Here is a 21,156-nt window from a genome sequence, read left to right as displayed (position 1 = left end):
AGCGTAGCAAGATGAGGCAGCCCGCGCATCTGGGCGCGGCGTCGCTGGCGAGATAATGGCTGTGTCGTCATCGGCGGCCTCATATCAGGGAGGAGAAAATTCGCGCAATCATGGCACCTTTCCCGAACAGGCGCAAGATGAAAACCGTATGCACTTATATCACGGATACACAAGCTTTCCCGGTAAGTTAACGCCATAATAATGCGGTTATCAGGGATTTTTAACAGGAGTCAGCGTGGTTACAGGACCTTTTATTAACGCCAGCGCGGTGCTGGTCGGCGGTGTGCTGGGCGCCTTACTCAGCCAACGGTTGCCGGAACGGATCCGCACCGCAATGACCTCTATTTTTGGCCTGGCGTCATTGGGCATCGGCATTTTACTGGTCATTAAGTGCGCCAATCTGCCGGTGATGGTGCTGTCGACCCTGGTGGGGACGCTGCTCGGCGAAATATGCAATATGGAAAAAGGCATCAATACGCTGGTCAGTAAACTCCAGCAGTTGATGTCAGCGAAAGGCAAGAAAAAGGCTTCGGCTCATGAGTCTTATATTCAGAGCTATGTGGCGATTATCGTCCTGTTCTGCGCCAGCGGCACCGGCGTCTTCGGCGCCATGCGCGAAGGGATGACCGGCGACGCCAGCATTCTGATTGCCAAAGCGTTTCTCGACTTTTTCACCGCCACCATCTTCGCCTGCACCCTGGGCATTGCCGTCGCCGCCATCAGCGTACCGATGCTGCTTATCCAGCTGACTCTTGCAGCCTGCGCGGCGATCATTATGCCGCTTACCACGCCGATGATGCTGGCGGATTTCAGCGCCGTCGGCGGCATGCTGCTGGTGGCCACCGGGCTGCGCATCTGCGGGATAAAAATGTTTGCCGTAGTGAATATGCTGCCTGCGCTGGTGCTGGCGATGCCGATTTCCGCGGCCTGGACGCTGTTTTTTGCCTGAAAACGCGTGCTTTTAGCGCAATGTGGTGATAGATTGTTCAGTCTGCTGCAAAACAGATAAATTTCGTTGACGAGGCGCGGCGATTACGGTTTAATGCGCCCCGTTGCCCGGATAGCTCAGTCGGTAGAGCAGGGGATTGAAAATCCCCGTGTCCTTGGTTCGATTCCGAGTCCGGGCACCACTATTTAAAGAACCCGCCCACAAGGCGGGTTTTTGCTTTTCTACGACCGGACTCTCCATCGAACTGCGTTCGATTATTCGCCGCACAGCGGCTCACCCCTTCGGGCCAGCGCGGCACGCGCGCTGTTCAACGCCTGCGGCGTTAGTCCGAGTCCGGGCACCACTATTTAAAGAACCCGCCCACAAGGCGGGTTTTTGCTTTTCTGTAGCCGGACTCTCCATCGAACTGCGTTCGATTATTCGCCGCACAGCGGCTCACCCTTCGGGGCTAGCGCGACACGCGCGCTGTTCAACGCCTGCGGCGTTAGTCCGAGTCCGGGCACCAAATTCATAGCAACGGACCTCCACGGAGGTCCGTTTTTGCATTCCAAGCCCGCAGAAATCAACATCTCTTCAATCCCTTAACTCCACCCAACTCAATCAACTTCAACCCGCATCATGTCCATTGCGAGGGTACAACTGAGGGTGAGCTGACTCCACCCCGGTAGGTCTTATAGCCACAAGCTTTTTCAGCCGCTGATTTTCATCCTCCAGTTGCCGCAGACGACGCAATTCAAGTTCAGTTACGCCCAGAGCAGCGAATTTCTCTTCTAATTATAAAAATGGCTTCAGAAATGCCCATCTTTCGGCAGACTTCCCCGACACAGATGCCGGTTTCGGCCTGCTTCAGTGCAAATGCAATCTGTTCTTCGGTATAACGGGTCTTTTTCATGGCGATATGCCTCTCTATGAGATGGAAGAAAAACCGTAGACTTCAGTTTATCCTGTCACTCTTTTCTGGGAGGAGATCAACTTAAGAGCCTCGTGATTAACGTCCTGGCTTCAGATAAGGGGTGAACATCCCCTGGAAATCAGATTTTAATTCTGGGGTGATAAGAACATCTCCTGTAACTTTTCTAGATTCTTCTACACCTACCATTTGGGAGCAACCGTCCATTGCATTAAATGATCGTAAATTTTTATAAGTTGTTTCACTACACCATGCTTCATCCACAGATTTTACAATGTTTATATATAAAAATTTTAACTGTGGCTCATTGTCACATTTATCACATCTAAAAAAAGGATACCAATAACTTCTCCCTATACCTATTAAGGTATAGCCTTTCATATATGGTATGTATGCCTTTAATATTCTATTACGAAAATCAGCATGCTGAATATCAACAAAAAAAATATCACCTTTATTTTTATAAGAAATTGTATAGTTTGTTTTTCCTGGAATATAGCCATTGCCATACGCCATTTCATTTGCCAGTCTGAAATCCATGACTATATACCCATAGCCGGGCATCTGTTTAGCGTCTTGATAATCAATAGTTTTATCAAAACTTCCCGAACAAGAAACCATAAACAATGACAGAATAATACAAACTGACAACCTTGCGAGAATTGAAGGCATCTAAATTTCCCTTTAGTAATATTAGCTTCCTGTTAGCAATTATCATCCTTCGCGTTCAACATAGCAACAAATTATTACTTAGAACATGCAGGTTTATTCATCCCCTCCCCGTTTTGCCGTTTCCGGAACACAGCGTTCATAGCGGCGATAAAATGTGATTTGCACGGCGTCGTCAATTCATTTTAATTTTATGGCTTGTCGTGACTAACTGGGCTGTTTTCACCTGTGCGGTGAATTTTGCAGGCAACCTTATCTAGTTCGCCATCGGCGACCTTTAAGCTTCCATATGCTAATTGGTGACCTGGAGCGGTAAAGGACCGCTTGACGACGCCGTAACATCGGACGATATACAATACATCCTGTGAGTCCATATAGAACATCCTTTGTCGGATTTTCCCAGCTACAGCGGGGAGCTTATTACTTAGATCTGCATCCACGTCTATTCGCGTTCAAAGAGCTTGATAGCCAGTCACGGTACGACAAATCTGCATTACTTGGTTCAGACTGTTATGCATAAATTTGACATACAGTTGGAAGCCTTCTGACCGTCAGTTGGGACCATAGTCACAGACTAAATAGTACTAAAATGAGCAGATGGGACCGTGGTCCCAGGTTGATAATCTGACCGACGATACATGTGGGACTGAATCGCTACGGGTTTAACAAACACTTCAGATTCTCTTGTAATTATAAATAATACCCATCAGGCATTAACCAAATCCCTCAACGTCACCATCAACATCATCGAATCCATCGGCGACGGCTCAAACCCCACCCGCAGGTAAAAATCCCGTGCTTCATCCGACAGGGCGTGAACCAGCATCCCGCGAATGCCGATAGTCTCCGCCACCTGAATCACACGCAGCCCGGCATCACGTACCAGCGCCCGCCCGACACCTTTCCCATGTAGTGATTTATCCACCGCCAGACGACCCAGTACCACAACCGGGATCGGGTCAGGCATATTGCGGCGAAAACGACCCGGCGCAGTATTTGTCGTCACAGCGCTGGAAGCCAGTGAGTAGTAAGCCATCACCTTCGCGTCGTCGCAGCAGACAAAGGTGCGGGATGCGCCAGTAACCTGATTTTTCATCGCCCGCTGTTTCAGCCAGTGATCCATGGAATCTATACCGCAGCAAAACGGGGTAAGAATATGCCCGGCATGAAGCGGTTCTGGTGCCGAGATCATTCTTCCTGTTCCCACGGCGCAGGGGTCTGCATAGTTTTACGCAGTGCGGCATTAGGTGCAGGAGCCTGATCCAGACGAGCGAGAAATTCCTGATAAGCCTGCGGATCGGCCATAATGATGCGTTGCTCAATCAGCGCTTCCTCAGCGGCAGCGCGGGCGGCCTCCAGCACAAAGTCTGTGCGGTTTTTCCCTCTGGCTTTCGCCGCCCGATCAATAAGATCGCGTTCGGCAGGTTTAATGCGCAGATTTAACGTTTCGCGTTTTATGGACATGCTGTTTGCGGCTGGCATCGTGTTGTCCTCTTGTGTTTCTGTGGATATTAAGTATACAACACGCGTAACGCAGATGTCATTACGATAAATTTTAAGGAATCGAATCGGAGTATCGAACCGAACATGCCTTTAAATATTCAAATCTAGTATTTTGATTTGAAAGTAAAATTATGGGTCTAACTCTGAGTTTTGATAATCAACCAAAAACAGATTTATGATAAATTTCAAGTTAATAGAGTACTGAATGTTCCCGAGTCCGGGCACCACTATTTAAAGAACCCGCCCAAAAGGCGGGTTTTTGCTTTTCTGTAGCCGGACTCTCCATCGAACTGCGTTAACCCGTGATTTCCCTGCTGCGTTTTTCTCCTGGCCAGCCCGCTGCTAGTTAACGACAAGCGCAGGCCTATTCTCCATAGAATCTTTTCGCAAATACATTTTCAGATATCAGATAACACACTGATTAAAATCGCCATTTTCCCGCTAAAAGCGGCTAAAAACGCCCTTTTCTGGAAATCGATCCGCCCAGGTGGCTGCCCTGCTTTCCCTCCAGATGGCCAAATAGCATCTTATATTCCATTTTGCGCTAAATGACAGAGAAATATTCTTTAAATAACCGTTTTCACAGTTCTAGCATGCAAAAATATCTTAAACGAGTGGGTAAATGGTTATGTCACTGTTTCATTCCGTGAGCGACCTGATCGGTCATACTCCCCTGCTCCAGTTGCACAAACTGGATACCGGGCCCTGCAGTCTGTTTTTAAAACTGGAAAATCAGAACCCCGGCGGGTCAATTAAAGATCGGGTTGCGCTGTCGATGATTAATGAAGCCGAGCGCCAGGGAAAACTGGCGCCCGGGGGAACGATTATCGAAGCCACCGCCGGCAACACCGGTCTCGGCCTGGCGCTGATCGCGGCGCAGAAAAATTACCGCCTGATCCTGGTGGTGCCGGACAAAATGAGCCGCGAGAAAATCTTTCATCTGCGGGCGCTGGGCGCGACGGTGCTGCTCACCCGCTCCGACGTCAATAAAGGCCACCCGGCCTACTACCAGGATTATGCCCGCCGCCTTGCCGATGAAACGCCGGGCGCCTTTTATATCGACCAGTTTAACAACGACGCTAATCCGCTGGCCCATGCCACCTCCACTGCGCCGGAGCTTTATCAGCAGCTGGAGGGCGACATCGACGCCATCATCGTCGGCGTCGGCTCCGGCGGCACGCTGGGTGGGCTTCAGGCCTGGTTTGCTGAGCACTCGCCGAAAACGGAATTTATTCTCGCCGATCCGGCGGGTTCGATCCTAGCCGATCAGGTCGACACCGGACGCTACGGCGAAACGGGATCCTGGCTGGTCGAAGGGATCGGCGAAGATTTTATCCCGCCGCTGGCCAGGCTGGAGGGGGTACATACCGCGTATCGCGTCAGCGACCGCGAAGCATTCCAGACTGCGCGCCAGCTGCTGCAGGTCGAAGGCGTGCTGGCCGGTTCTTCCACCGGCACCCTGCTCAGCGCCGCGCTGCGCTACTGCCGGGCGCAAAGCCGTCCGAAACGGGTAGTAACCTTCGCCTGCGACAGCGGCAATAAATACCTGTCCAAAATGTTCAACGACGACTGGATGCGCCAGCAAGGACTGATTGCCCGCCCCGAACAGGGCGATCTCAGTGATTTTATCGCCCTGCGCCATGACGAAGGCGCTACCGTCACGGCCGCGCCGGACGACACCCTGGCCGCGGTCTTTACCCGCATGCGGCTGTATGACATCTCCCAGCTGCCGGTTCTGGAGGATGGCCGCGTGGTCGGCATCGTCGATGAGTGGGATTTGATCCGCCACGTACAGGGCGATCGCCAACGCTTCTCCCTGCCGGTTAGCGAAGCGATGAGTCGCCATGTTGAAACCCTCGATAAGCATGCGCCCGAGAGCGAACTGCAGGCCATTCTCGATCGCGGTCTGGTGGCGGTGATCGCTGACAACGCGCGTTTTCTTGGCCTGGTCACCCGCAGCGATGTATTGACCGCCTGGCGTAACCGAGTCGCACAATAAGGAATTTTTTATGTCATCTATCCACACCCTGAGTGTACATAGCGGAACCTTCACCGACAGCCACGGCGCAGTGATGCCGCCGATTTATGCCACCTCCACTTTTGCTCAGCTAGCGCCGGGGCAGCATACCGGTTATGAATATTCCCGCAGCGGGAATCCCACCCGCCACGCGCTGGAGACGGCGATCGCCGACCTGGAAAACGGCACGCGCGGCTACGCGTTCGCCTCAGGGCTGGCCGCCATCTCCACCGTGCTGGAGCTGCTGGATAAGGACAGTCACCTGGTGGCGGTCGATGATGTGTATGGCGGCACTTACCGCCTGCTGGAAAACGTTCGCCGCCGTAGCGCTGGTCTGCAGGTGAGCTGGGTGAAACCCGACGACCTGGCGGGAATTGAAGCGGCGATCCGCCCCGACACCCGCATGATCTGGGTGGAAACGCCCACCAACCCGCTGCTGAAGCTCGCGGATCTCAGCGCCATCGCCGCCATCGCGCGCCGCCATAACCTGATCAGCGTCGCCGATAACACCTTCGCTTCGCCGGCGATCCATCGCCCGCTGGAGCATGAGTTTGATATTGTGGTGCACTCCGCGACCAAGTACCTCAACGGCCATTCCGATGTCGTCGCCGGCCTGGCGGTGGTTGGCGATAACTCCGAGCTCGCGGAAAAGCTTGGCTATCTGCAGAATGCGGTAGGCGGCGTGCTTGACCCGTTCAGCAGCTTCCTGACGCTGCGCGGCATCCGTACCCTGGCGCTGCGGATGGAGCGCCACAGCGCGAACGCGCTGCAGCTCGCCGAATGGCTGGAACAGCAGCCGGAAGTGGAGCGAGTCTGGTTTCCCTGGCTGGCCTCGCACCCGCATCATCAGCTGGCGCGCCGGCAAATGGCCCTGCCCGGCGGCATGATTTCGGTGGTGGTGAAGGGCGATGAAGGTTACGCCGAGCGCATTATCAGCAAGCTGCGCTGGTTTACGCTTGCGGAGAGCCTGGGCGGCGTGGAGAGTCTGGTGAGCCAGCCCTTCAGCATGACCCATGCCTCGATCCCGCTGGAGAAACGCCTGGCGAACGGTATCACACCGCAGCTGATCCGCCTGTCGGTGGGGATCGAAGATCCTCACGATCTGATTGCCGACTGGCAGCAGGCGCTGCGGGCGGAGTGATTATTCCGACGCGCGGGTCGTTGTCAGCGCGTCGGCCATTCCCTGCTGAAGGTGGGCGATAAACTGCGTCAGCTTCGGCAGGGGCCGACGATCCTGGCGCCAGAGCAGATGCACGGGTCTCGGCTGTGGGGTCCACGCCTCCAGCACGCGCACCAGGCTGCCGCTGGCCAGCGCATCGGCCAGCAGTACCTCCGGCTGCATCAGCAGCCCGGCCCCGGCGATCGCCGCCTGGCGCAGCGCGTAGCCATCGTTGCAGCGCAAAACCGCATCGCGTTTCCAGCGCACTTCTCCCTCTACGCCCGGCAGCCGCCACTCGTTGCGGGCGGTCCAGACCGTATGGGACAGACAGAGATGATCGGCGAGATCTTCCGGCCTGCCGGGCGTTCCGTAACGCGCCAGATAAGCCGGCGCGGCGCAGATCACCATCCGATACGGCGCCAGGTAGCGAGCCACCAGATCCTCCTGATGGATCTCGCCGATACGGATCGCCAGATCGACCCCCTCATCCACCAGATCGACCATCCGGTTAGTCAGATCCAGTTCCACCCGGACCGCAGGCCAGGCCTGCAGGAAGGTGGCGGTCAGGGGCGCGATCACGCTGGCGCCGAACGAGGTGGGAGCGCTCACCCGCAGGGTGCCGGCCGGCGCCAGCCGCAGCCGCTCGACCGCGCTTTCGGCGATGGAGACCTGCTCCATCACCCGTTTCGCTTCGTCAAAATAGACTCGCCCGGCGTCGGTGAGGCTCTGGCGTCGGGTGTTACGCTCCAGCAGACGCGTCGCCAGCTGGCTTTCCAACTGGGCGATATATTTCCCAACCATCACCGCCGACAGCCCCAGGCGCGACGCCGCCCCGGTAAAGCTGCCGCACTCCACCACGGCAATAAACGTCTCCATCCCTCGTAATTTGTCCATATTGCTAACCTCTGGTTAGTAATGTTCTAACTTTTAGCCAGTTTATCCGAGATTACTTTTATTAAAAAATAGCCTCTCACCTCATCAGGAGTCTGCCATGAAAATTATCGTTATCGGTGCCAGCGGCACCATCGGTCGCGCGGTCAGCGAAGAACTGAGTCAGAGACATGACGTTATCCGCGTCGGCCGCACCCGGGGAGATTATCAGGTGGATATCACCTCGCAGGAGAGCGTCGAGGCGCTATTTGCCCAAACGGGTGAAGTAGATGCCATCGTCTCCACCACCGGCAATCTGCACTTTGGGCCGTTAAGCACCATGACCGACAGCCAGTTCAACCTCGGACTGCAGGACAAGCTGCTGGGACAAATTCGCCTGGCGCTGGTCGGCCAGCATTTTCTGCGCGACGGGGGGTCGATTACCCTGGTCAGCGGTATTGTCGCGCAGGAACCCATTGCTCAGGGGGTCAATGCCACGACGGTCAACGCCGGTCTGGAAGGCTTTGTCCGCGCCGCCGCCTGCGAACTGCCGCGCGGGATCCGCATCAATCTCATCAGCCCCACCGTGCTCAGCGAGTCGCTGGCGGCCTACGGCGACTTTTTCCCGGGCTTCCCCAGCGTTCCCGCCGCCGCCGTGGCGCAGGCCTATCGCCGCAGCATTGAAGGCGTTCAGACCGGCCGCATCTACCCGGTCGGCTACTAGCCTGTGCCGGCCCGCCGGGGCCGGCGCTTACATCAGGCCGTCGTTGCAGGTACACTGACGGCTGATTGTCTCCGGCCGAAAAACTGATGTTGAAAAAATTATCCTTAATTATCCCGCTACTGGCGCTTATCGCGCTGCTGATCTGGTGGTTCACCCCGCATTACACCGAGGAAGATGAAGCTTACTACCGGGCGGTATTTTGCATAATCGATCATGACGACAGCCGCCAGTTCCTCCACGATATGCAGAATATCGTCGAGGGGGGAAATTCTGACTACGCGCTGCATAAAACCCATTACCTTCCGGCGCTGGGGCAGCGGATGCTGGATACCTGGCGCCAGCTCAGCCCGCAGGAACAGCAGGCGCTGCGTCAGGACAAGCAGCGCTGCGGCGAGATATTGCGCGAAAAACAACAGGGGAAATCATCCTGACGAGTTGGCAAAATTGCAGCATATCGCCAGCGTCGAATAAGATTGTGCTGTTGATGACCGGATCGCTGTCACAAAATATCCGGTCGTCGTCGCGTCACAGTACGACGTTTTTTCTGCGGCGGAATACGATAAAAAGTAGTTGATCTGGTACGAACTAACTCTTATTTTGCTTCACAGTTTTCAAAATGAGATAAAACTGATGCCTGTCATTATTGCCAGTAGTGTTAAAGAAGCCAAAGCGTTAATTAACGGTGGAAAATACAGGGAAATTATTCTTAACTTCGATATTGATGCCGATGACTTTTTCTCTCTCGCCAGCCATTCCGCCGGAACTAAAATCTCCATCGCCGACCGCAACGATCGCTCTCCGGTAGAATCAGCAAAATAATTAACCCGCGAGGGACGTCTATGTGGTTGTTTATTGGAACCTTTGCGCTGGCTTTTTTCGCAGCGCTGATGCTGGTCTGGCTCGATGACCGGATCGCCGAAACGGATTGACCCTGCGCTGGACGTTAACGTCACGCAGGGCTGCGCGCCGCCGAAAAGCGGCGCACAGCAGAGACGTTACAGGGAGGCCGCCAGCCGCTCAACGGCCGCCAGCAATCCGGCTTCTGACACCGTGGAGTAAGAAAGACGCAGGGTACGGGTATCCGGCTTATCGTGATAGAACGCTTCACCCGGGACGTACACCACGCCGTTTTCCAGCGTTTTCTTCATCCATTCCATGGTATCGAACGGATAGCGGAAACGCGCCCACAGGAACATCCCCCCCTGCGGGCGGCTGAATTCCAGGTGCTCGCCAAGGCGGCTTTCCAGCGCATCGGCCAGCGCCACGCACTTCTTGCGGTAGTCTTCGCGAATCAACGCAATCTGGTTATCCAGCCGGTTCAGACTGAGGTATTCCGCAGTGATCACCTGCGACAGCATATTGGTATGCAGATCCGCCGCCTGCTTCACAATCACCGTCTGCTGCGCCAGCCAGTCCGGCATGACGATCCAGCCGATACGCATCCCTGGCGCGAGGATTTTCGAAAAAGTCGAGGTGTAAACCACCTGATCTTCACAGCCCAGCTCGACAGCATGCTGATAGAGCGGGCGCCGAACGGCGTCAGTAAAGCTAATTTCGCCGTAGGGATCGTCTTCCAGAATGACGAAATCATATTTTTTCGCCAGCTCAACCAACCGGCGACGACGCGCCTCGCTCAGCGTTTTGCCGCCGGGATTGCCGAACGTCGGCACCAGGTAAACAGCTTTGACGCGGGTGGTCTCCAGCAGGTCGGCCAACTGCTCCACCAGCATCCCGTCATCGTCGGTGTCAACGCTGAGAATATTGGCCTGCGCCAGCTGAAATACCTGCAGCGCCGCCAGATAAGTGGGACGCTCAACGACGATAGTATCGCCCGGATCGAGCAGCGTACGGGCAACGATATCCAGCGATTGCTGGGAGCCGGAGGTGATATAGACCTGGGCGGCTGAACAGGCGACGCCACGGGAGTGGCAAATTTCACTCACCGCCTGGCGCAGCGGCGGGTAGCCTTCCGTCAGACCGTACTGGAATGCGTCATTAAAACGCTCGCTCATCACCTTCTGCACCGCCAGCTCCAGGCCTTCGGTATCAAACAGTTCCGGGGCCGGAATGCCGCCGCCAAGCGAAATCACGCCGGGCAGTTTACTGTGCTTGAGAAGTTCGCGGACGGCGGAGGGCTTGAGTTCACCCGCGCGGGCGGCGAGACGCCGATCGTGCATACTATTTTCCTTTTCTGTCTTGTTGTTGTGTTAATTATCTTGGCTTTGTTGCAGGTGCTCCCGGCGGCGCTTACCATGCCGGGGCTATCCTTTTCAGTACGTTGTCACCCGGACAGGGGTATGCCGCTACCCGGGTTTCGTACGTCATGCTTTGTCTTTCAAAACGATTAACGGCTCGATATCGCTCTCTTTTTTCACCACCAGCGACGAATCGCCGCGCAGGCAGGTACCGCCGTAGTTACCGCCGACGGTAAATGTGCACACCTGAATGTACTTACCGTCCACTTTCGGCAGGCACCACAGCTGCTGGTAGATATTCTTGCGATCGACAAACTGGCCGCTGGTCTTATCCAGAAGTTCATCCTGAGGGCCGATCAGGTCGATATTGTTGCCGCAGCGCCCGGAAATAGGCTTCACCGCATAGCCGGTTTTCGCCAGCTCGTCGTTAACCTCAAAATCGGTATCCAGCAGATAGCGATGATGCGGGAACAGCGACCACAGCACCGGCAGAATGGCTTTGTTGCCGGGGATCACCGTCCACAGGGGTTCGAATACCAATACTTCAGGACGCAGCAGGACGTCAATCAGCCGCACCTCATTCTGCGGATGTCCGGTACGAATCGGTACCGCCGCGTACTCCTCGGCGCTGACTTCGCGCACCTGCTCAATGGCGGTTTCCCATGCCCAGGTTTTCCAGACGCAGTTGACCAGCCGCCCGTCGGCGTCGATCAGCTGACCGGCAGCGTCCCAGCGCAGCTCATCAAGGCCAAAGAGAATTTTGCTCTCAAAACCGGCCTGGGTCAGCGAACGCTGAATAAACTGCGCGTGGTAGTTCTCTTCCAGATCCTTGTCCTGCATGATGTGGACGAAGGGCCGCGCCCGGCTGTGTTTCCACGCCCCCGCCAGCTCATCGAGCAGACCTTCCGCCGGGTTGTGGCCGGTGCCGTAGTAGCCCTGCTTCAGCCACTGTTCGAGGATCAGCCCGCCTTCGGTATGGCAGGAAGCGGAATCGGCATTGTACTCGTACACCTTCAGCCCGCGCTCGTCCATGCAAAAATCCATGCGCCCGGTGATCATATGATGACGGCGGCGCTGCCACGAGAGGCGCAGACGAGGCCAGAGAATTTTCGGAATATCGAACAGCGCCAGCAGGTTGTCATCCTTCATCACCTTATCGGTGGCGTGCAGATACATCAGGTGCAGCTCGTTGGTGGCTTTGATCAGCTCCTGTTCGGCACTTTCGCTGATGGTGAAATACTGATAGGGATCCTGGTTGATGAAATGACCGTTGGCTGCCACGTAGGCTTTCTGCAGCGGGTCTTTCTCGTTCAGCCATTTACCGCGAAACTGGCCGTTGTTTGGCAGCCGCGCGCCTTTGATGGCCATCGCCTCGCCCGGCAGCACCGGCTGCGGCAGGCTGTGTTCGGTATCAGCGGTCTGGATCATCCAGCCTAAAATTTCGGTATCGGCAAAGGTATCTTTGATCGTGTACCGGCCGTCGTTGACCTCGAGGGTCAGCTCGCGGGTCCACTGCTGGCCCTGCGGCAGCGGCGAGTGAATCACGTTCTGCTCGGCGATACGCACCTTATTGCCGACAAGCTGGGTGATCACCGCCACATGGCCGGTGTGCTTAAACTCGCCCCCCTTCTGCCAGATCAGCAGCGAACCAGCGATAGGCGGACGGCGGGAGCCGTTGGCGAAGGCCTGCAGCGGCAAAATATTGTCATTGACCACTTCGCGCAGGAAACGCAGGGAGAAGATTTCATAAGCCATCCCCACATCGGTGAAGACAAAGCCATAGGTCAGGAACAGAAAGCGGCGCGCAAACTCCACGCACTGCCATTTATGCCCCATATACTCATTGCCGATGTAGCTGCGAAACGTCGCGTCATCCGGGTAGTCCTGCGGATTTAAGCTACTGTAATTCGATGAATAAATCGCTACGCCACCGGGTGCATAGCCTAACAATGTCCCAAACGGGGCGTCACTGCTTGTCGATCCTTTGCTCATTTAGCCTGACCTCAAATTAATGCAGCCCGGGCAGTTGGCGAAACAAAACTCCCTCTTCTTATCCTGCCGCAGGCACTTACCAGACAGAGGTGTAACGATGATACCACTCATTCGTTTCGCTAATCGTGCCGTTAAGGAAAATAACCCTGCAGCCGGAAACAAAAGTGATATCGTTATCGGTGATATAACAAAAAAACAACGCAACATCAGGAGTCGATAATGAGCACACCCTCGCATCTGAATGCCCAACCGCTGGCCTGGGGACACGGCCCGCGGACGTTTGAGGTGTTCCTTGAGCCCACCTGCCCCTACTCTGTCCGCGCGTTTAATAAACTCGACGATCTGCTCGATGAGGTCGGCGCCGATAACGTGACCATCAAGATACGCCTGCAGTCGCAGCCGTGGCATCTGTTCTCCGGGGTTATCGTCCGCTGCATCCTCGCCGCGTCCACCCTGCCGCACGGCAGAGAGCAGGCGCATAAGGTGATGCAGGCCGTGGCCGACCATCGGGAAGAGTTTGAGTTTACCGATCACTGCAGCGGGCCGAACATGAACGCCACGCCGCAGCAAATCATTGAGCGCATTGAACGCTACAGTCACGTGCTGCTGGGGGCCGCCTTTGCCCGCCCGGAGCTGCAGGACGTGATCAAGTGGCACAGTAAATACGCCCGTCAGAACGGCATCCATGTCTCGCCGACCTTTATGGTCAACGGCCTGGTGCAGCCGGATCTGGGCAGCGGCGATGATGTCAGCGTGTGGGCCGCGCGGATTATGGCCTGAGGTCACCTGCTACACTTTTTGTACATCCACGAAAAAGGCAAACCAGCATGTCAGAGCAAAACTACCAGCCACCAAAAGTGTGGGAATGGAAGCAAAACAGCGGCGGCGCGTTCGCCAACATCAACCGTCCCGTTTCCGGCGCGACTCATGAACGCGTCCTGCCGGTAGGAACCCATCCGCTCCAGCTATACTCACTCGGTACACCCAACGGCCAGAAGGTGACGATCATGCTGGAGGAGCTGCTGGCGCTGGGCGTCAGCGGCGCGGAGTACGATGCCTGGCTGATACGCATTGGCGAAGGGGATCAGTTTTCCAGCGGCTTTATCGAGATCAACCCGAACTCGAAGATCCCGGCCCTCAGCGACCATTCCACCACGCCGCCGACCCGGGTATTTGAGTCCGGCAACATTCTTCTCTATCTGGCGGAAAAATTTGGTTTCTTCCTGCCGAAAGATCCTGCCGGTCGCACCGAAACCCTCAACTGGCTGTTCTGGCTGCAGGGCGCGGCGCCGTTCCTCGGCGGCGGCTTCGGCCACTTCTATAACTATGCGCCAGTGAAGATCGAGTACGCGATCGACCGCTTTACGATGGAAGCCAAACGCCAGCTCGACGTGCTGGACAAACAGCTCGCCCGCGGTCGCTATGTGGCCGGCGAGGAGTACACCATCGCCGATATGGCTGTCTGGCCGTGGTATGGCAACGTAGTGCTGGGCAATGTCTATAACGCGGCGGAGTTCCTCGATGCCGGGAGCTATAAAAACGTGCTGCGCTGGGCGCAGGATGTCGGCAACCGCCCGGCCGTCAAGCGCGGACGCATCGTCAACCGCACCAACGGCCCGCTCAATGAGCAGCTGCATGAGCGCCATGACGCCCGAGACTTTGACACCCAAACGGAAGATAAGCGCCAGGCGTAAGGTCCTCACCCTTTCCCGTTGACGGGAAAGGGTTCCCACCACAGGACGGTTCCGCCTGCGAAGCCGTCCTGTTTAGCTTTCCAGCCGATAGCCCGCCAGAAAATAGCGCATTGCCATACCCGACCCACCTTCTTTGAAGAAATCCATCACCATATCTCTGTCAAGGCCATAGCGACGGGTGAGGATCCCCGCTTCCCAGGCGCTGAGCTGGCGGTCGCCGGTTTTTTCAAACATGCGGTGCGAGTAGCCGAGCACAAACCCGCGTTTATAGTCGGCGCAAAAATTCGCCGCATGCGCGGCGGTGTCAGCATAGGATGCCTGTAGCCCCGCCATTAAGCCTTTGCCAAAATGATTTTCCATCGCGCCCTCCCAATCGTTATATAATAAATTATATAGCGTTTTTTTGAGCGAGCGGTAGCGCTATTTATGACGGTTGCGCTAGCGTAAATACTTCTCAAACCATGCCAGCGTGCGTTGCCAGGCCAGATCAGCCGCAGCCCGATCGTAGCGCGGCGTGGAATCATTATGAAAGCCGTGATTCACGCCCTGATAGAAATAGGCCTCGTAGACTTTATGGTGTTCCTTCAACGCCTGTTCATAGGCAGGCCAGCCTTCATTAATGCCGCTATCGAGGCCGGCATAGTGCAGCAGCAGCGGTGCTTTAATTTTATCAACCTCCTTCAGCGGCGGCTGGCGACCGTAAAACGGCACCGCGCAGGCCAGCTCCGGGATCGCCACCGCCGCCGCGTTGCTGACGCCGCCGCCGTAGCAAAAACCGGTGATACCGACCTTCCCCGTCGCCTGTGGATAGTTCGCCATAAACGCGACCGCCGCAAAAAAATCATTCATCAGCTTCACGGGATCGACTTTCTGCTGTAGGGCGCGGCCTTCATCATCATTCCCCGGATAGCCGCCGACGGCGCTCAGGCCATCCGGCGCCAGCGCGATGTACCCCGCTTTCGCTACCCGCCGGGCTACATCTTCAATATAGGGGTTCAGGCCGCGGTTCTCATGCACCACCACCACAGCGGGCGCTTTGTCGGCTATTTTTGTCGGCGTCACCAGGTAAGCCCGCACTTCGCCGTGACCGTCAGGAGAGGGATAATGAATATACTCCGGGCGGATATCCGGGTCGGTGAACGGTACCTGCTCTGCCAGGGCATAGTCGGGCTTCAGCAGATTAAACAGCGCCAGCGCGGTCATCCCGCCGACAGTATATTTCCCCGCCAGCTGGAGAAACTCGCGTTTACTGATTTTGCCGTGGGCATAGTAGTCATAATATTCGAGCAACTGCTGCGGGAAATCTTTGGCCGTTAATCGCGTCATCACCCTGCCTCCGTTGTTAAGCGCTCTTTAAGCAAAGCAGAAGCCCGGACATACGCCAGCCCAGAAAAGCATGAAACAGGGAGAAACAGCCCAGCGGCTAACACCGCCGGGAGAGAAGGGATCAGTGTTTCACTTTGGTCAGACGATCAAGGTAGCCCATCACAAAGGCCGAAAGCACGAAGGTCAGGTGGATAATCACGTACCACATCAGCTTATTGTCCGGGACGTTTTTCGCATCCATAAACACCCGCAGCAGGTGAATAGAGGAGATCGCCACGATGGAGGCGGCAACCTTATTTTTCAGCGAAGTCGCGTCCATTTTGCCCAGCCAGCTGAGTTTTTCTTTACCCTCGTTAATATCCAGCTGCGAGACAAAATTTTCATACCCGGAGAACATCACCATCACCAGCAAACCGCCCACCAGGGTCATATCCACCAGCGACAGCAGGGTCAGAATCATATCCGACTCGCTGACGCTAAAAATATGCGGCAGTATGTGGAAGATCTCCTGAAAAAATTTGATGGTCAGCGCAATCAGACCGAGCGAGAGGCCAAAATAAACCGGCGCCAGCAGCCAGCGCGAGGCGTACATAGCATTTTCCAGAAAGCGTTCCATAAGATCCTGTCAGTTAACATAAACGGCCGCCATTATATCGCAACAGGGTAACGCTTATGCAACATCAGCCGCCCGCGTCATCTGCAGGCGGCCAGAAACGGTTTCTTTAAAGCATGACCTCAAAGTCCTGCAAAGCGGAGTAGCCCTCGCTTTGTAGGCCAACCATTGAAGCAGCCAGCAGGCCAAATTTCGCGCCGACCCATTTTCCCTTCCCGGCAGCAAAACAAAGAGGAACCTTCCGCCACTCCTCCTCGGCTCGCCAGGAAAATTGACACAGTCCGCCTTCGCCTACGGCCACCTGCAGCTGACACTTGCCGCACTTAAGCTCAGCAAGAACCTGACGAGTTTCGCGCACCACGCCCGCATCGCTCATCCAACCGTGTCGCCACACGAGCCGGTAACCCCCTTGCCCAAACTCCACCAGCAAAGCGGCGTAGCGTTCGCCGTATACGATCAGGCCTCCGGCATCACCGTCCTGAGCGGCATATAACGTTACGCTTGTTTTCGCGCTAAAAGTTAGCGCCGGGAATTTCTGCAGCAACAGCTGCGGCGCCCAGTATAACGCTCTCTGTCCATCGACTTCGGATAATGGGACGCAGCGTAATCGAAGTTCGCCTTTCGCTGGCAGCAGCCACTCAGGGCTGGGGTTAGCCTGCCACTGCCACTGTATTCCCGGTTGGCCTTGCGCAAAATAGTCGCTGGTTTGCGGCGCCATTGCCGGTGAAGGCGTTAACCCTTTAGGACGCGGCCAACGTAAAACCGGCTGTCCGACGCCGCCGTTGCCAATCTGCTCACCGATACGCGGCCAGCCATCGTTACCCCAGGACATCGGCTGGAGGTGAACCACGCGGCCATAGAGGTGTAAGTCCTGGAAATGAACAAACCAGCATTCGCCCTCCTCACCCTCCACCCAGCCGCCCTGATGTGGTCCGTTTATCGAGGTGTTTCCCTGGAAAAGCACGTTTTTGGCTTCCCAGGGCCCCGTCATCTGGCGCGCGCGCAGTACCGTCTGCCAGCCATTTTCAACCCCGCCCGCAGGAGCAAAGATGTAGTACCAACCGGCGCGTTGATAAACCTTTGGCCCCTCAAGGGTAGGTAAATCGCAGCAGCCGTCATAGATAATCTGCCCTTCGCCCAGCAATTCGCTGGCGTCCGGCGCCATCGCAAACAACTGCAGTTTATGCTTGATGCCGCTGCGGCTATGGGCGAAGGCATGTACCAACCAGGCCTGACCATTGTCGTCCCAGAACGGGCAGGGATCTATCCAACCTCTGGCCTCGCGCAGGCAGTGCGGAGCGCTCCATTCCCCCCACGGATCCTCGGTATGGCAGATAAAAATACCTTCATCTGGCGTGCTGAAGCAGACCCACAGCTTGCCATCGTGCCAGCGAATCGACGGCGCCCATACGCCCTTACCCGGCTGATACCGGTCATAACCAGGTAGCGGCAGTTCATCCATAACGTGGTTGATGATAGTCCAATTAACCAGGTCCGTTGAATGCAGGATCGGTAAAGCGGGCACATGGTTAAAACTGGAAGAGACCATAAAGAAATCATCGCCTACGCGCACGATATCCGGGTCGGAATAATCGGCGCATAAGATAGGATTCTGGTATTCAGAAGGGGTCATATTTCGCATCTCCTCAGGCCTTTTCCGGAACGGCGTTTAGCGGCAAATGCGTCTCTGAATGCCCCTGCTGCTGACGCATGGACAGCTCGCGCTGAATTGTCTGCATCATTTTGTCATCCAGCTTATAGAAACGCGCCAGCCACCACAGGAGCAGGTAAGATAGTGATGGACCGAGGGTTAACAGCCCCACAATTCCCATTGTCGCCAACGGAGTCTGCGCCGTTACGCCCGCCTGATAGCCAAATAGCCCAAGCGAAAAACCTACGGCGGCGCCAGCAACCGCCATGCCCATTTTCAAAGCAAACAGATTACCGGAATAGGATAATCCCGTGATGCGACGGCCAAACTTCCATTCGCCATAATCGGCAGCGTTGGCCATCATGTTCCATTTAAACGGCTGGTACATCTGATGGAAGAAGCCGACCAGGAAGTATAAAGGGAACACCACCGGCAGCCAGGTCGGCGGCACAAAGAACATTACGACGCCAACCAGGACCAGCAGGAGGTTGATATTTTTAAACAGCGATACCGCGCGATAGCGCTTGGCCAGCCATCCGGCGGCGATGCTGCCGATAATCGTGCCAACGACACTGGTGGAAACAAATGCTGATTTCATGGCCGTTCCCGCCGCTGACTCCACACCGCCTAACATCAGGTAGGTTGCATAATAGAGCGTGGCGGCGCTGCGCATAACCCCGGCCATACTGGAGAAAAAAGTAATTATCGCCACAATACGCCACTGGTCATTCGCCAGCAGCTGACGGAGGTCTTCGCGTATGCTCCCCTGCTGTTCAACAGCTGGAGCCACGCGTTCTTTGGTAGAGAAGAAGCAAAAAGCCAGCATTACAATAGCGATCGCGCCCATGATTCCCATTGTCGCCTGAAAACCAAACTGCTTATTTTCTTTACCGAAAAAATCCACCAGGAACAGGGTTGCGACAGAAACCATCAGACCGGCCAGAGATGAGATCGTAAAACGATATGACTGGGCTGAAAGGCGATCCTTCTCATCACGCGTAATGACTCCGCCCAATGCGCAGTAGGGAATATTGATAAAGGTGTAACACAGCATGAGTAAGGTGTAGGTCAGGTAGGCATAAACCAGTTTACCCGATGCGCCAAATTCCGGAGTCGTGAAGGTCATTACCGCCAGCACGGCATAAGGTACGGCAAACCAGATAAGCCACGGGCGAAAATGGCCCCAGCGGGTCTTTACACGGTCTGCAACAATGCCGGTTAGCGGATCGGTAATCGCATCCAGAACCCGCGTCACCAGGAACATCACTCCGACTGCGGCAGCAGAAAGCCCGTAAATATCCGTATAAAACCATGTCAGAAACATGGTTACCGAAGAGTAAACGATACCGCAGGCTGCATCCCCCATGCCATATCCCAGCTTCTCCGCAAATGACAGTTTATTATCGTGATTCACAATATAATCCCTCTCAGATGAAGTGGTATTCACTGTAGAGGCAGGATAAAAACTATCCTATTGTCATTTTTCGCATCGGGTTTATGTTTTCTGTTAACTGAGAAAGTTGTCACACATCTATAAGATTGGTCTTACAAGTTATTGCGTCACCTATTAAAAAGCTGGCGCAAGGCCAGCCTGAGGAGAAAAGTGGAAAGGGGGAGGTTACTTCGCTTTGACGGTCTCTTCGCCCACCAGCCCGATCTTGAGATAGCCCGCCTGATGCAGGGTATCCATCACTTTCATCATCGTCTCGTAATCGACGGTTTTATCCGCGCGGAAGAAGACGGTGGTATCTTTTTTGCCGGCGGTCAGGCTATCCAGGGCGTTAATCATATTCGCTTCGGTAACCGGGTCGTTGCCGAGGAACATGCTCTTATCCGCCTTCACCGACAGGTAGATGGGTTTTTCCGGTCGCGGTTGCGGCTGGCTGGAGGAGGCCGGCAGATTGACCTTCACGTCGACCGTCGCCAGCGGCGCGGCCACCATAAAGATAATCAGCAGAACCAGCATGACGTCGATAAACGGCGTCACGTTGATCTCATGCATTTCGCCGTTATCGTCCAGGTTTTCATTAAGACGCATCGCCATAGCCGATCAACCTACCCGTAATTTCTGCGCGCTGCGCACCGGCTTCACGCCGCTGGCGCTGAGGTCCAGATCGCGGCTTTGCAGCAGGAGTACCTGAGCGGCGACGTCGCCGAGCGAGGCCTTGTAGCTGCCGATCATGCGGGCGAAGATGTTATAGATGACCACCGCCGGGATGGCGGCGAACAGGCCGATGGCCGTCGCCAGCAGCGCTTCTGCGATGCCCGGCGCTACCACCGCAAGATTGGTGGTCTGGGTCTGGGCGATGCCGATAAAGCTGTTCATGATGCCCCAGACGGTACCAAACAGGCCCACAAACGGGGAAATGGCGCCGATGGTCGCCAGATAGCCGTTACCGCGCCCCATATGGCGACCAACCGCCGCAACGCGGCGCTCAAGGCGAAAACCGGTTCGTTCCTTGATGCCTTCATTGTCTTCGGCACCGGCAGAGAGTTCGAGTTCGTTCTGCGCTTCATTGATAAGCTGGGTGGTGAGGCTTTTCGCCTCAAAGGCGCTGGCGATATCGCTGGCCTGATCGAGAGAGCGGGCTTCCGCCAGCTGCTGCTGTTCACGTTTGAGGCGACGCTTGCTGGCGAGGATTTCCGCCCCTTTACCGAAGAAGATGGCCCATGTGACGACCGACGCCAGAATCAGGCCAATCATCACCACCTTAACGACAATATCGGCATGATGATACATACCCCAAACGGAGAGATCCGCCTGCATCAAATTATTACCCACGCTCTATCTCCACGACGATAATCACAAAATCTGCCCACAATAATATCAAAACGACATCGAATTGATAGTGGTTCTCATTAGTATTTACACTGTGCAGCAAAT

Annotated in this window: 22 protein-coding genes, 1 tRNA gene and 1 pseudogene; 9 read left to right on the top strand and 15 right to left on the bottom strand. The window is 55.5% G+C overall.

Annotated elements, in window-relative coordinates; genetic code table 11:
• Window positions 1-235: 235 nt before the first annotated feature.
• Both LPQ25_RS03645 and LPQ25_RS03640 read left to right on the top strand, forming a co-directional pair.
• Window positions 236-949 (top strand): DUF554 domain-containing protein, encoded by a 714-nt coding sequence (locus tag LPQ25_RS03645; protein ID WP_002916694.1) that lies wholly within the window; start codon window positions 236-238, stop codon window positions 947-949.
• A 105-nt stretch (window positions 950-1,054) separates the two neighbouring features.
• Window positions 1,055-1,130, top strand: a tRNA-Phe gene (locus tag LPQ25_RS03640).
• A gap of 494 nt (window positions 1,131-1,624) precedes the next feature.
• Here LPQ25_RS03640 and LPQ25_RS03635 read toward each other — a convergent pair.
• The 4 genes and pseudogenes from LPQ25_RS03635 to LPQ25_RS03620 all read right to left on the bottom strand — a co-directional run.
• Window positions 1,625-1,841, bottom strand: a pseudogene (locus tag LPQ25_RS03635) (transposase); the annotation flags it as partial.
• 96 nt (window positions 1,842-1,937) lie between these two features.
• A complete protein-coding gene (locus LPQ25_RS03630; protein WP_004188553.1) occupies window positions 1,938-2,531 on the bottom strand; it encodes a hypothetical protein in 594 nt (197 codons plus the stop codon).
• Between the two features lie 703 nt (window positions 2,532-3,234).
• Window positions 3,235-3,720: a GNAT family N-acetyltransferase gene (locus tag LPQ25_RS03625; RefSeq protein ID WP_004889762.1), complete on the bottom strand. Its 486-nt coding sequence runs from the start codon at window positions 3,718-3,720 to the stop codon at window positions 3,235-3,237.
• Window positions 3,717-4,010 (bottom strand): type II toxin-antitoxin system TacA family antitoxin, encoded by a 294-nt coding sequence (locus LPQ25_RS03620; protein WP_004150912.1) that lies wholly within the window; start codon window positions 4,008-4,010, stop codon window positions 3,717-3,719. Before LPQ25_RS03620 ends, LPQ25_RS03625 begins: the two co-directional genes overlap by 4 nt.
• 643 nt (window positions 4,011-4,653) lie before the next feature.
• On the opposite strand from LPQ25_RS03620, the gene LPQ25_RS03615 reads away from it, so the two are divergent.
• Window positions 4,654-6,030: a pyridoxal-phosphate dependent enzyme gene (locus tag LPQ25_RS03615; protein ID WP_014906931.1), complete on the top strand. Its 1,377-nt coding sequence runs from the start codon at window positions 4,654-4,656 to the stop codon at window positions 6,028-6,030.
• Between the two features lie 10 nt (window positions 6,031-6,040).
• Entirely contained in the window at window positions 6,041-7,189 is a 1,149-nt protein-coding gene (locus LPQ25_RS03610) for a trans-sulfuration enzyme family protein (protein WP_014906930.1), read from the top strand.
• Here the strand turns inward: LPQ25_RS03610 and LPQ25_RS03605 are convergent, their stop codons facing one another.
• The gene (locus LPQ25_RS03605; RefSeq protein WP_014906929.1) at window positions 7,190-8,101 is read right to left on the bottom strand and encodes a LysR family transcriptional regulator; all 912 of its coding nucleotides are present in this window, start codon (window positions 8,099-8,101) and stop codon (window positions 7,190-7,192) included. It abuts the gene before it with no gap.
• A gap of 97 nt (window positions 8,102-8,198) precedes the next feature.
• Between LPQ25_RS03605 and LPQ25_RS03600 the strand changes: the two genes are divergently transcribed.
• From LPQ25_RS03600 to LPQ25_RS03590, 3 genes are all read left to right on the top strand, one after another.
• Entirely contained in the window at window positions 8,199-8,801 is a 603-nt protein-coding gene (locus tag LPQ25_RS03600; RefSeq protein ID WP_002916735.1) for a short chain dehydrogenase, read from the top strand.
• Window positions 8,802-8,887: 86 nt separating this feature from the next.
• The gene (locus tag LPQ25_RS03595; protein WP_004181311.1) at window positions 8,888-9,232 is read left to right on the top strand and encodes a hypothetical protein; all 345 of its coding nucleotides are present in this window, start codon (window positions 8,888-8,890) and stop codon (window positions 9,230-9,232) included.
• Window positions 9,233-9,431: 199 nt separating this feature from the next.
• Window positions 9,432-9,620: a hypothetical protein gene (locus tag LPQ25_RS03590; protein ID WP_002916738.1), complete on the top strand. Its 189-nt coding sequence runs from the start codon at window positions 9,432-9,434 to the stop codon at window positions 9,618-9,620.
• 176 nt (window positions 9,621-9,796) lie between these two features.
• Here LPQ25_RS03590 and LPQ25_RS03585 read toward each other — a convergent pair whose 3' ends face one another.
• From LPQ25_RS03585 to LPQ25_RS03575, 3 genes are all read right to left on the bottom strand, one after another.
• Window positions 9,797-10,978: an aminotransferase-like domain-containing protein gene (locus LPQ25_RS03585; protein WP_014906927.1), complete on the bottom strand. Its 1,182-nt coding sequence runs from the start codon at window positions 10,976-10,978 to the stop codon at window positions 9,797-9,799.
• A gap of 144 nt (window positions 10,979-11,122) precedes the next feature.
• A complete protein-coding gene (gene gss, locus LPQ25_RS03580; protein WP_002916740.1) occupies window positions 11,123-12,988 on the bottom strand; it encodes a bifunctional glutathionylspermidine amidase/synthase in 1,866 nt (621 codons plus the stop codon).
• A gap of 76 nt (window positions 12,989-13,064) precedes the next feature.
• Complete coding sequence (locus LPQ25_RS03575) at window positions 13,065-13,187, bottom strand: hypothetical protein (RefSeq protein WP_004217169.1); 123 nt, start codon at window positions 13,185-13,187, stop codon at window positions 13,065-13,067.
• A 20-nt stretch (window positions 13,188-13,207) separates the two neighbouring features.
• Between LPQ25_RS03575 and LPQ25_RS03570 the strand changes: the two genes are divergently transcribed.
• A complete protein-coding gene (locus LPQ25_RS03570; RefSeq protein WP_014906926.1) occupies window positions 13,208-13,768 on the top strand; it encodes a DsbA family protein in 561 nt (186 codons plus the stop codon).
• 47 nt (window positions 13,769-13,815) lie between these two features.
• Entirely contained in the window at window positions 13,816-14,682 is an 867-nt protein-coding gene (gene yghU, locus LPQ25_RS03565; RefSeq protein ID WP_014906925.1) for a glutathione-dependent disulfide-bond oxidoreductase, read from the top strand.
• Between the two features lie 72 nt (window positions 14,683-14,754).
• Here the strand turns inward: yghU and LPQ25_RS03560 are convergent, their stop codons facing one another.
• From LPQ25_RS03560 to exbB, 7 genes are all read right to left on the bottom strand, one after another.
• Window positions 14,755-15,042: a DUF2623 domain-containing protein gene (locus LPQ25_RS03560; RefSeq protein ID WP_002916743.1), complete on the bottom strand. Its 288-nt coding sequence runs from the start codon at window positions 15,040-15,042 to the stop codon at window positions 14,755-14,757.
• Between the two features lie 78 nt (window positions 15,043-15,120).
• On the bottom strand, window positions 15,121-16,008 hold the full coding sequence (gene yghX / locus LPQ25_RS03555) for a YghX family hydrolase (protein ID WP_004144560.1): 888 nt from the start codon (window positions 16,006-16,008) through the stop codon (window positions 15,121-15,123).
• Between the two features lie 121 nt (window positions 16,009-16,129).
• Entirely contained in the window at window positions 16,130-16,624 is a 495-nt protein-coding gene (locus LPQ25_RS03550; protein WP_004105804.1) for a TIGR00645 family protein, read from the bottom strand.
• Between the two features lie 106 nt (window positions 16,625-16,730).
• A complete protein-coding gene (locus LPQ25_RS03545; protein ID WP_014906923.1) occupies window positions 16,731-18,254 on the bottom strand; it encodes a glycoside hydrolase family 43 protein in 1,524 nt (507 codons plus the stop codon).
• Between the two features lie 13 nt (window positions 18,255-18,267).
• Window positions 18,268-19,686, bottom strand: a complete 1,419-nt coding sequence (locus LPQ25_RS03540; RefSeq protein ID WP_002916782.1) for a glycoside-pentoside-hexuronide (GPH):cation symporter — start codon at window positions 19,684-19,686, stop codon at window positions 18,268-18,270.
• Between the two features lie 204 nt (window positions 19,687-19,890).
• Window positions 19,891-20,316 carry a TonB system transport protein ExbD gene (exbD, locus tag LPQ25_RS03535; RefSeq protein ID WP_002916785.1) on the bottom strand — a complete coding sequence of 142 codons (426 nt, stop codon included), beginning with the start codon at window positions 20,314-20,316 and terminating at the stop codon, window positions 19,891-19,893.
• A 6-nt stretch (window positions 20,317-20,322) separates the two neighbouring features.
• On the bottom strand, window positions 20,323-21,054 hold the full coding sequence (gene exbB, locus LPQ25_RS03530; protein ID WP_004174395.1) for a tol-pal system-associated acyl-CoA thioesterase: 732 nt from the start codon (window positions 21,052-21,054) through the stop codon (window positions 20,323-20,325).
• Window positions 21,055-21,156 lie beyond the last annotated feature (102 nt).

The sequence above is a fragment of the Klebsiella sp. KPN54798 genome (assembly GCF_021184225.1).
GTDB classification, from domain to species: Bacteria; Pseudomonadota; Gammaproteobacteria; order Enterobacterales; family Enterobacteriaceae; genus Klebsiella; species Klebsiella pneumoniae.
This window is presented reverse-complemented; position numbering and strand designations above follow the sequence as displayed.

Coding starts and splice junctions, on each gene's coding strand:
- LPQ25_RS03630 (WP_004188553.1), bottom strand. CDS start 2,531: ATGCCTTCAATTCTCGCAAGGTTGTCAGTTTGTATTATTCTGTCATTG.
- LPQ25_RS03625 (WP_004889762.1), bottom strand. CDS start 3,720: ATGATCTCGGCACCAGAACCGCTTCATGCCGGGCATATTCTTACCCCG.
- LPQ25_RS03620 (WP_004150912.1), bottom strand. CDS start 4,010: ATGCCAGCCGCAAACAGCATGTCCATAAAACGCGAAACGTTAAATCTG.
- LPQ25_RS03615 (WP_014906931.1), top strand. CDS start 4,654: ATGGTTATGTCACTGTTTCATTCCGTGAGCGACCTGATCGGTCATACT.
- LPQ25_RS03610 (WP_014906930.1), top strand. CDS start 6,041: ATGTCATCTATCCACACCCTGAGTGTACATAGCGGAACCTTCACCGAC.
- LPQ25_RS03605 (WP_014906929.1), bottom strand. CDS start 8,101: ATGGACAAATTACGAGGGATGGAGACGTTTATTGCCGTGGTGGAGTGC.
- LPQ25_RS03600 (WP_002916735.1), top strand. CDS start 8,199: ATGAAAATTATCGTTATCGGTGCCAGCGGCACCATCGGTCGCGCGGTC.
- LPQ25_RS03595 (WP_004181311.1), top strand. CDS start 8,888: ATGTTGAAAAAATTATCCTTAATTATCCCGCTACTGGCGCTTATCGCG.
- LPQ25_RS03590 (WP_002916738.1), top strand. CDS start 9,432: ATGCCTGTCATTATTGCCAGTAGTGTTAAAGAAGCCAAAGCGTTAATT.
- LPQ25_RS03585 (WP_014906927.1), bottom strand. CDS start 10,978: ATGCACGATCGGCGTCTCGCCGCCCGCGCGGGTGAACTCAAGCCCTCC.
- gss (WP_002916740.1), bottom strand. CDS start 12,988: ATGAGCAAAGGATCGACAAGCAGTGACGCCCCGTTTGGGACATTGTTA.
- LPQ25_RS03570 (WP_014906926.1), top strand. CDS start 13,208: ATGAGCACACCCTCGCATCTGAATGCCCAACCGCTGGCCTGGGGACAC.
- yghU (WP_014906925.1), top strand. CDS start 13,816: ATGTCAGAGCAAAACTACCAGCCACCAAAAGTGTGGGAATGGAAGCAA.
- LPQ25_RS03560 (WP_002916743.1), bottom strand. CDS start 15,042: ATGGAAAATCATTTTGGCAAAGGCTTAATGGCGGGGCTACAGGCATCC.
- yghX (WP_004144560.1), bottom strand. CDS start 16,008: ATGACGCGATTAACGGCCAAAGATTTCCCGCAGCAGTTGCTCGAATAT.
- LPQ25_RS03550 (WP_004105804.1), bottom strand. CDS start 16,624: ATGGAACGCTTTCTGGAAAATGCTATGTACGCCTCGCGCTGGCTGCTG.
- LPQ25_RS03545 (WP_014906923.1), bottom strand. CDS start 18,254: ATGACCCCTTCTGAATACCAGAATCCTATCTTATGCGCCGATTATTCC.
- exbD (WP_002916785.1), bottom strand. CDS start 20,316: ATGGCGATGCGTCTTAATGAAAACCTGGACGATAACGGCGAAATGCAT.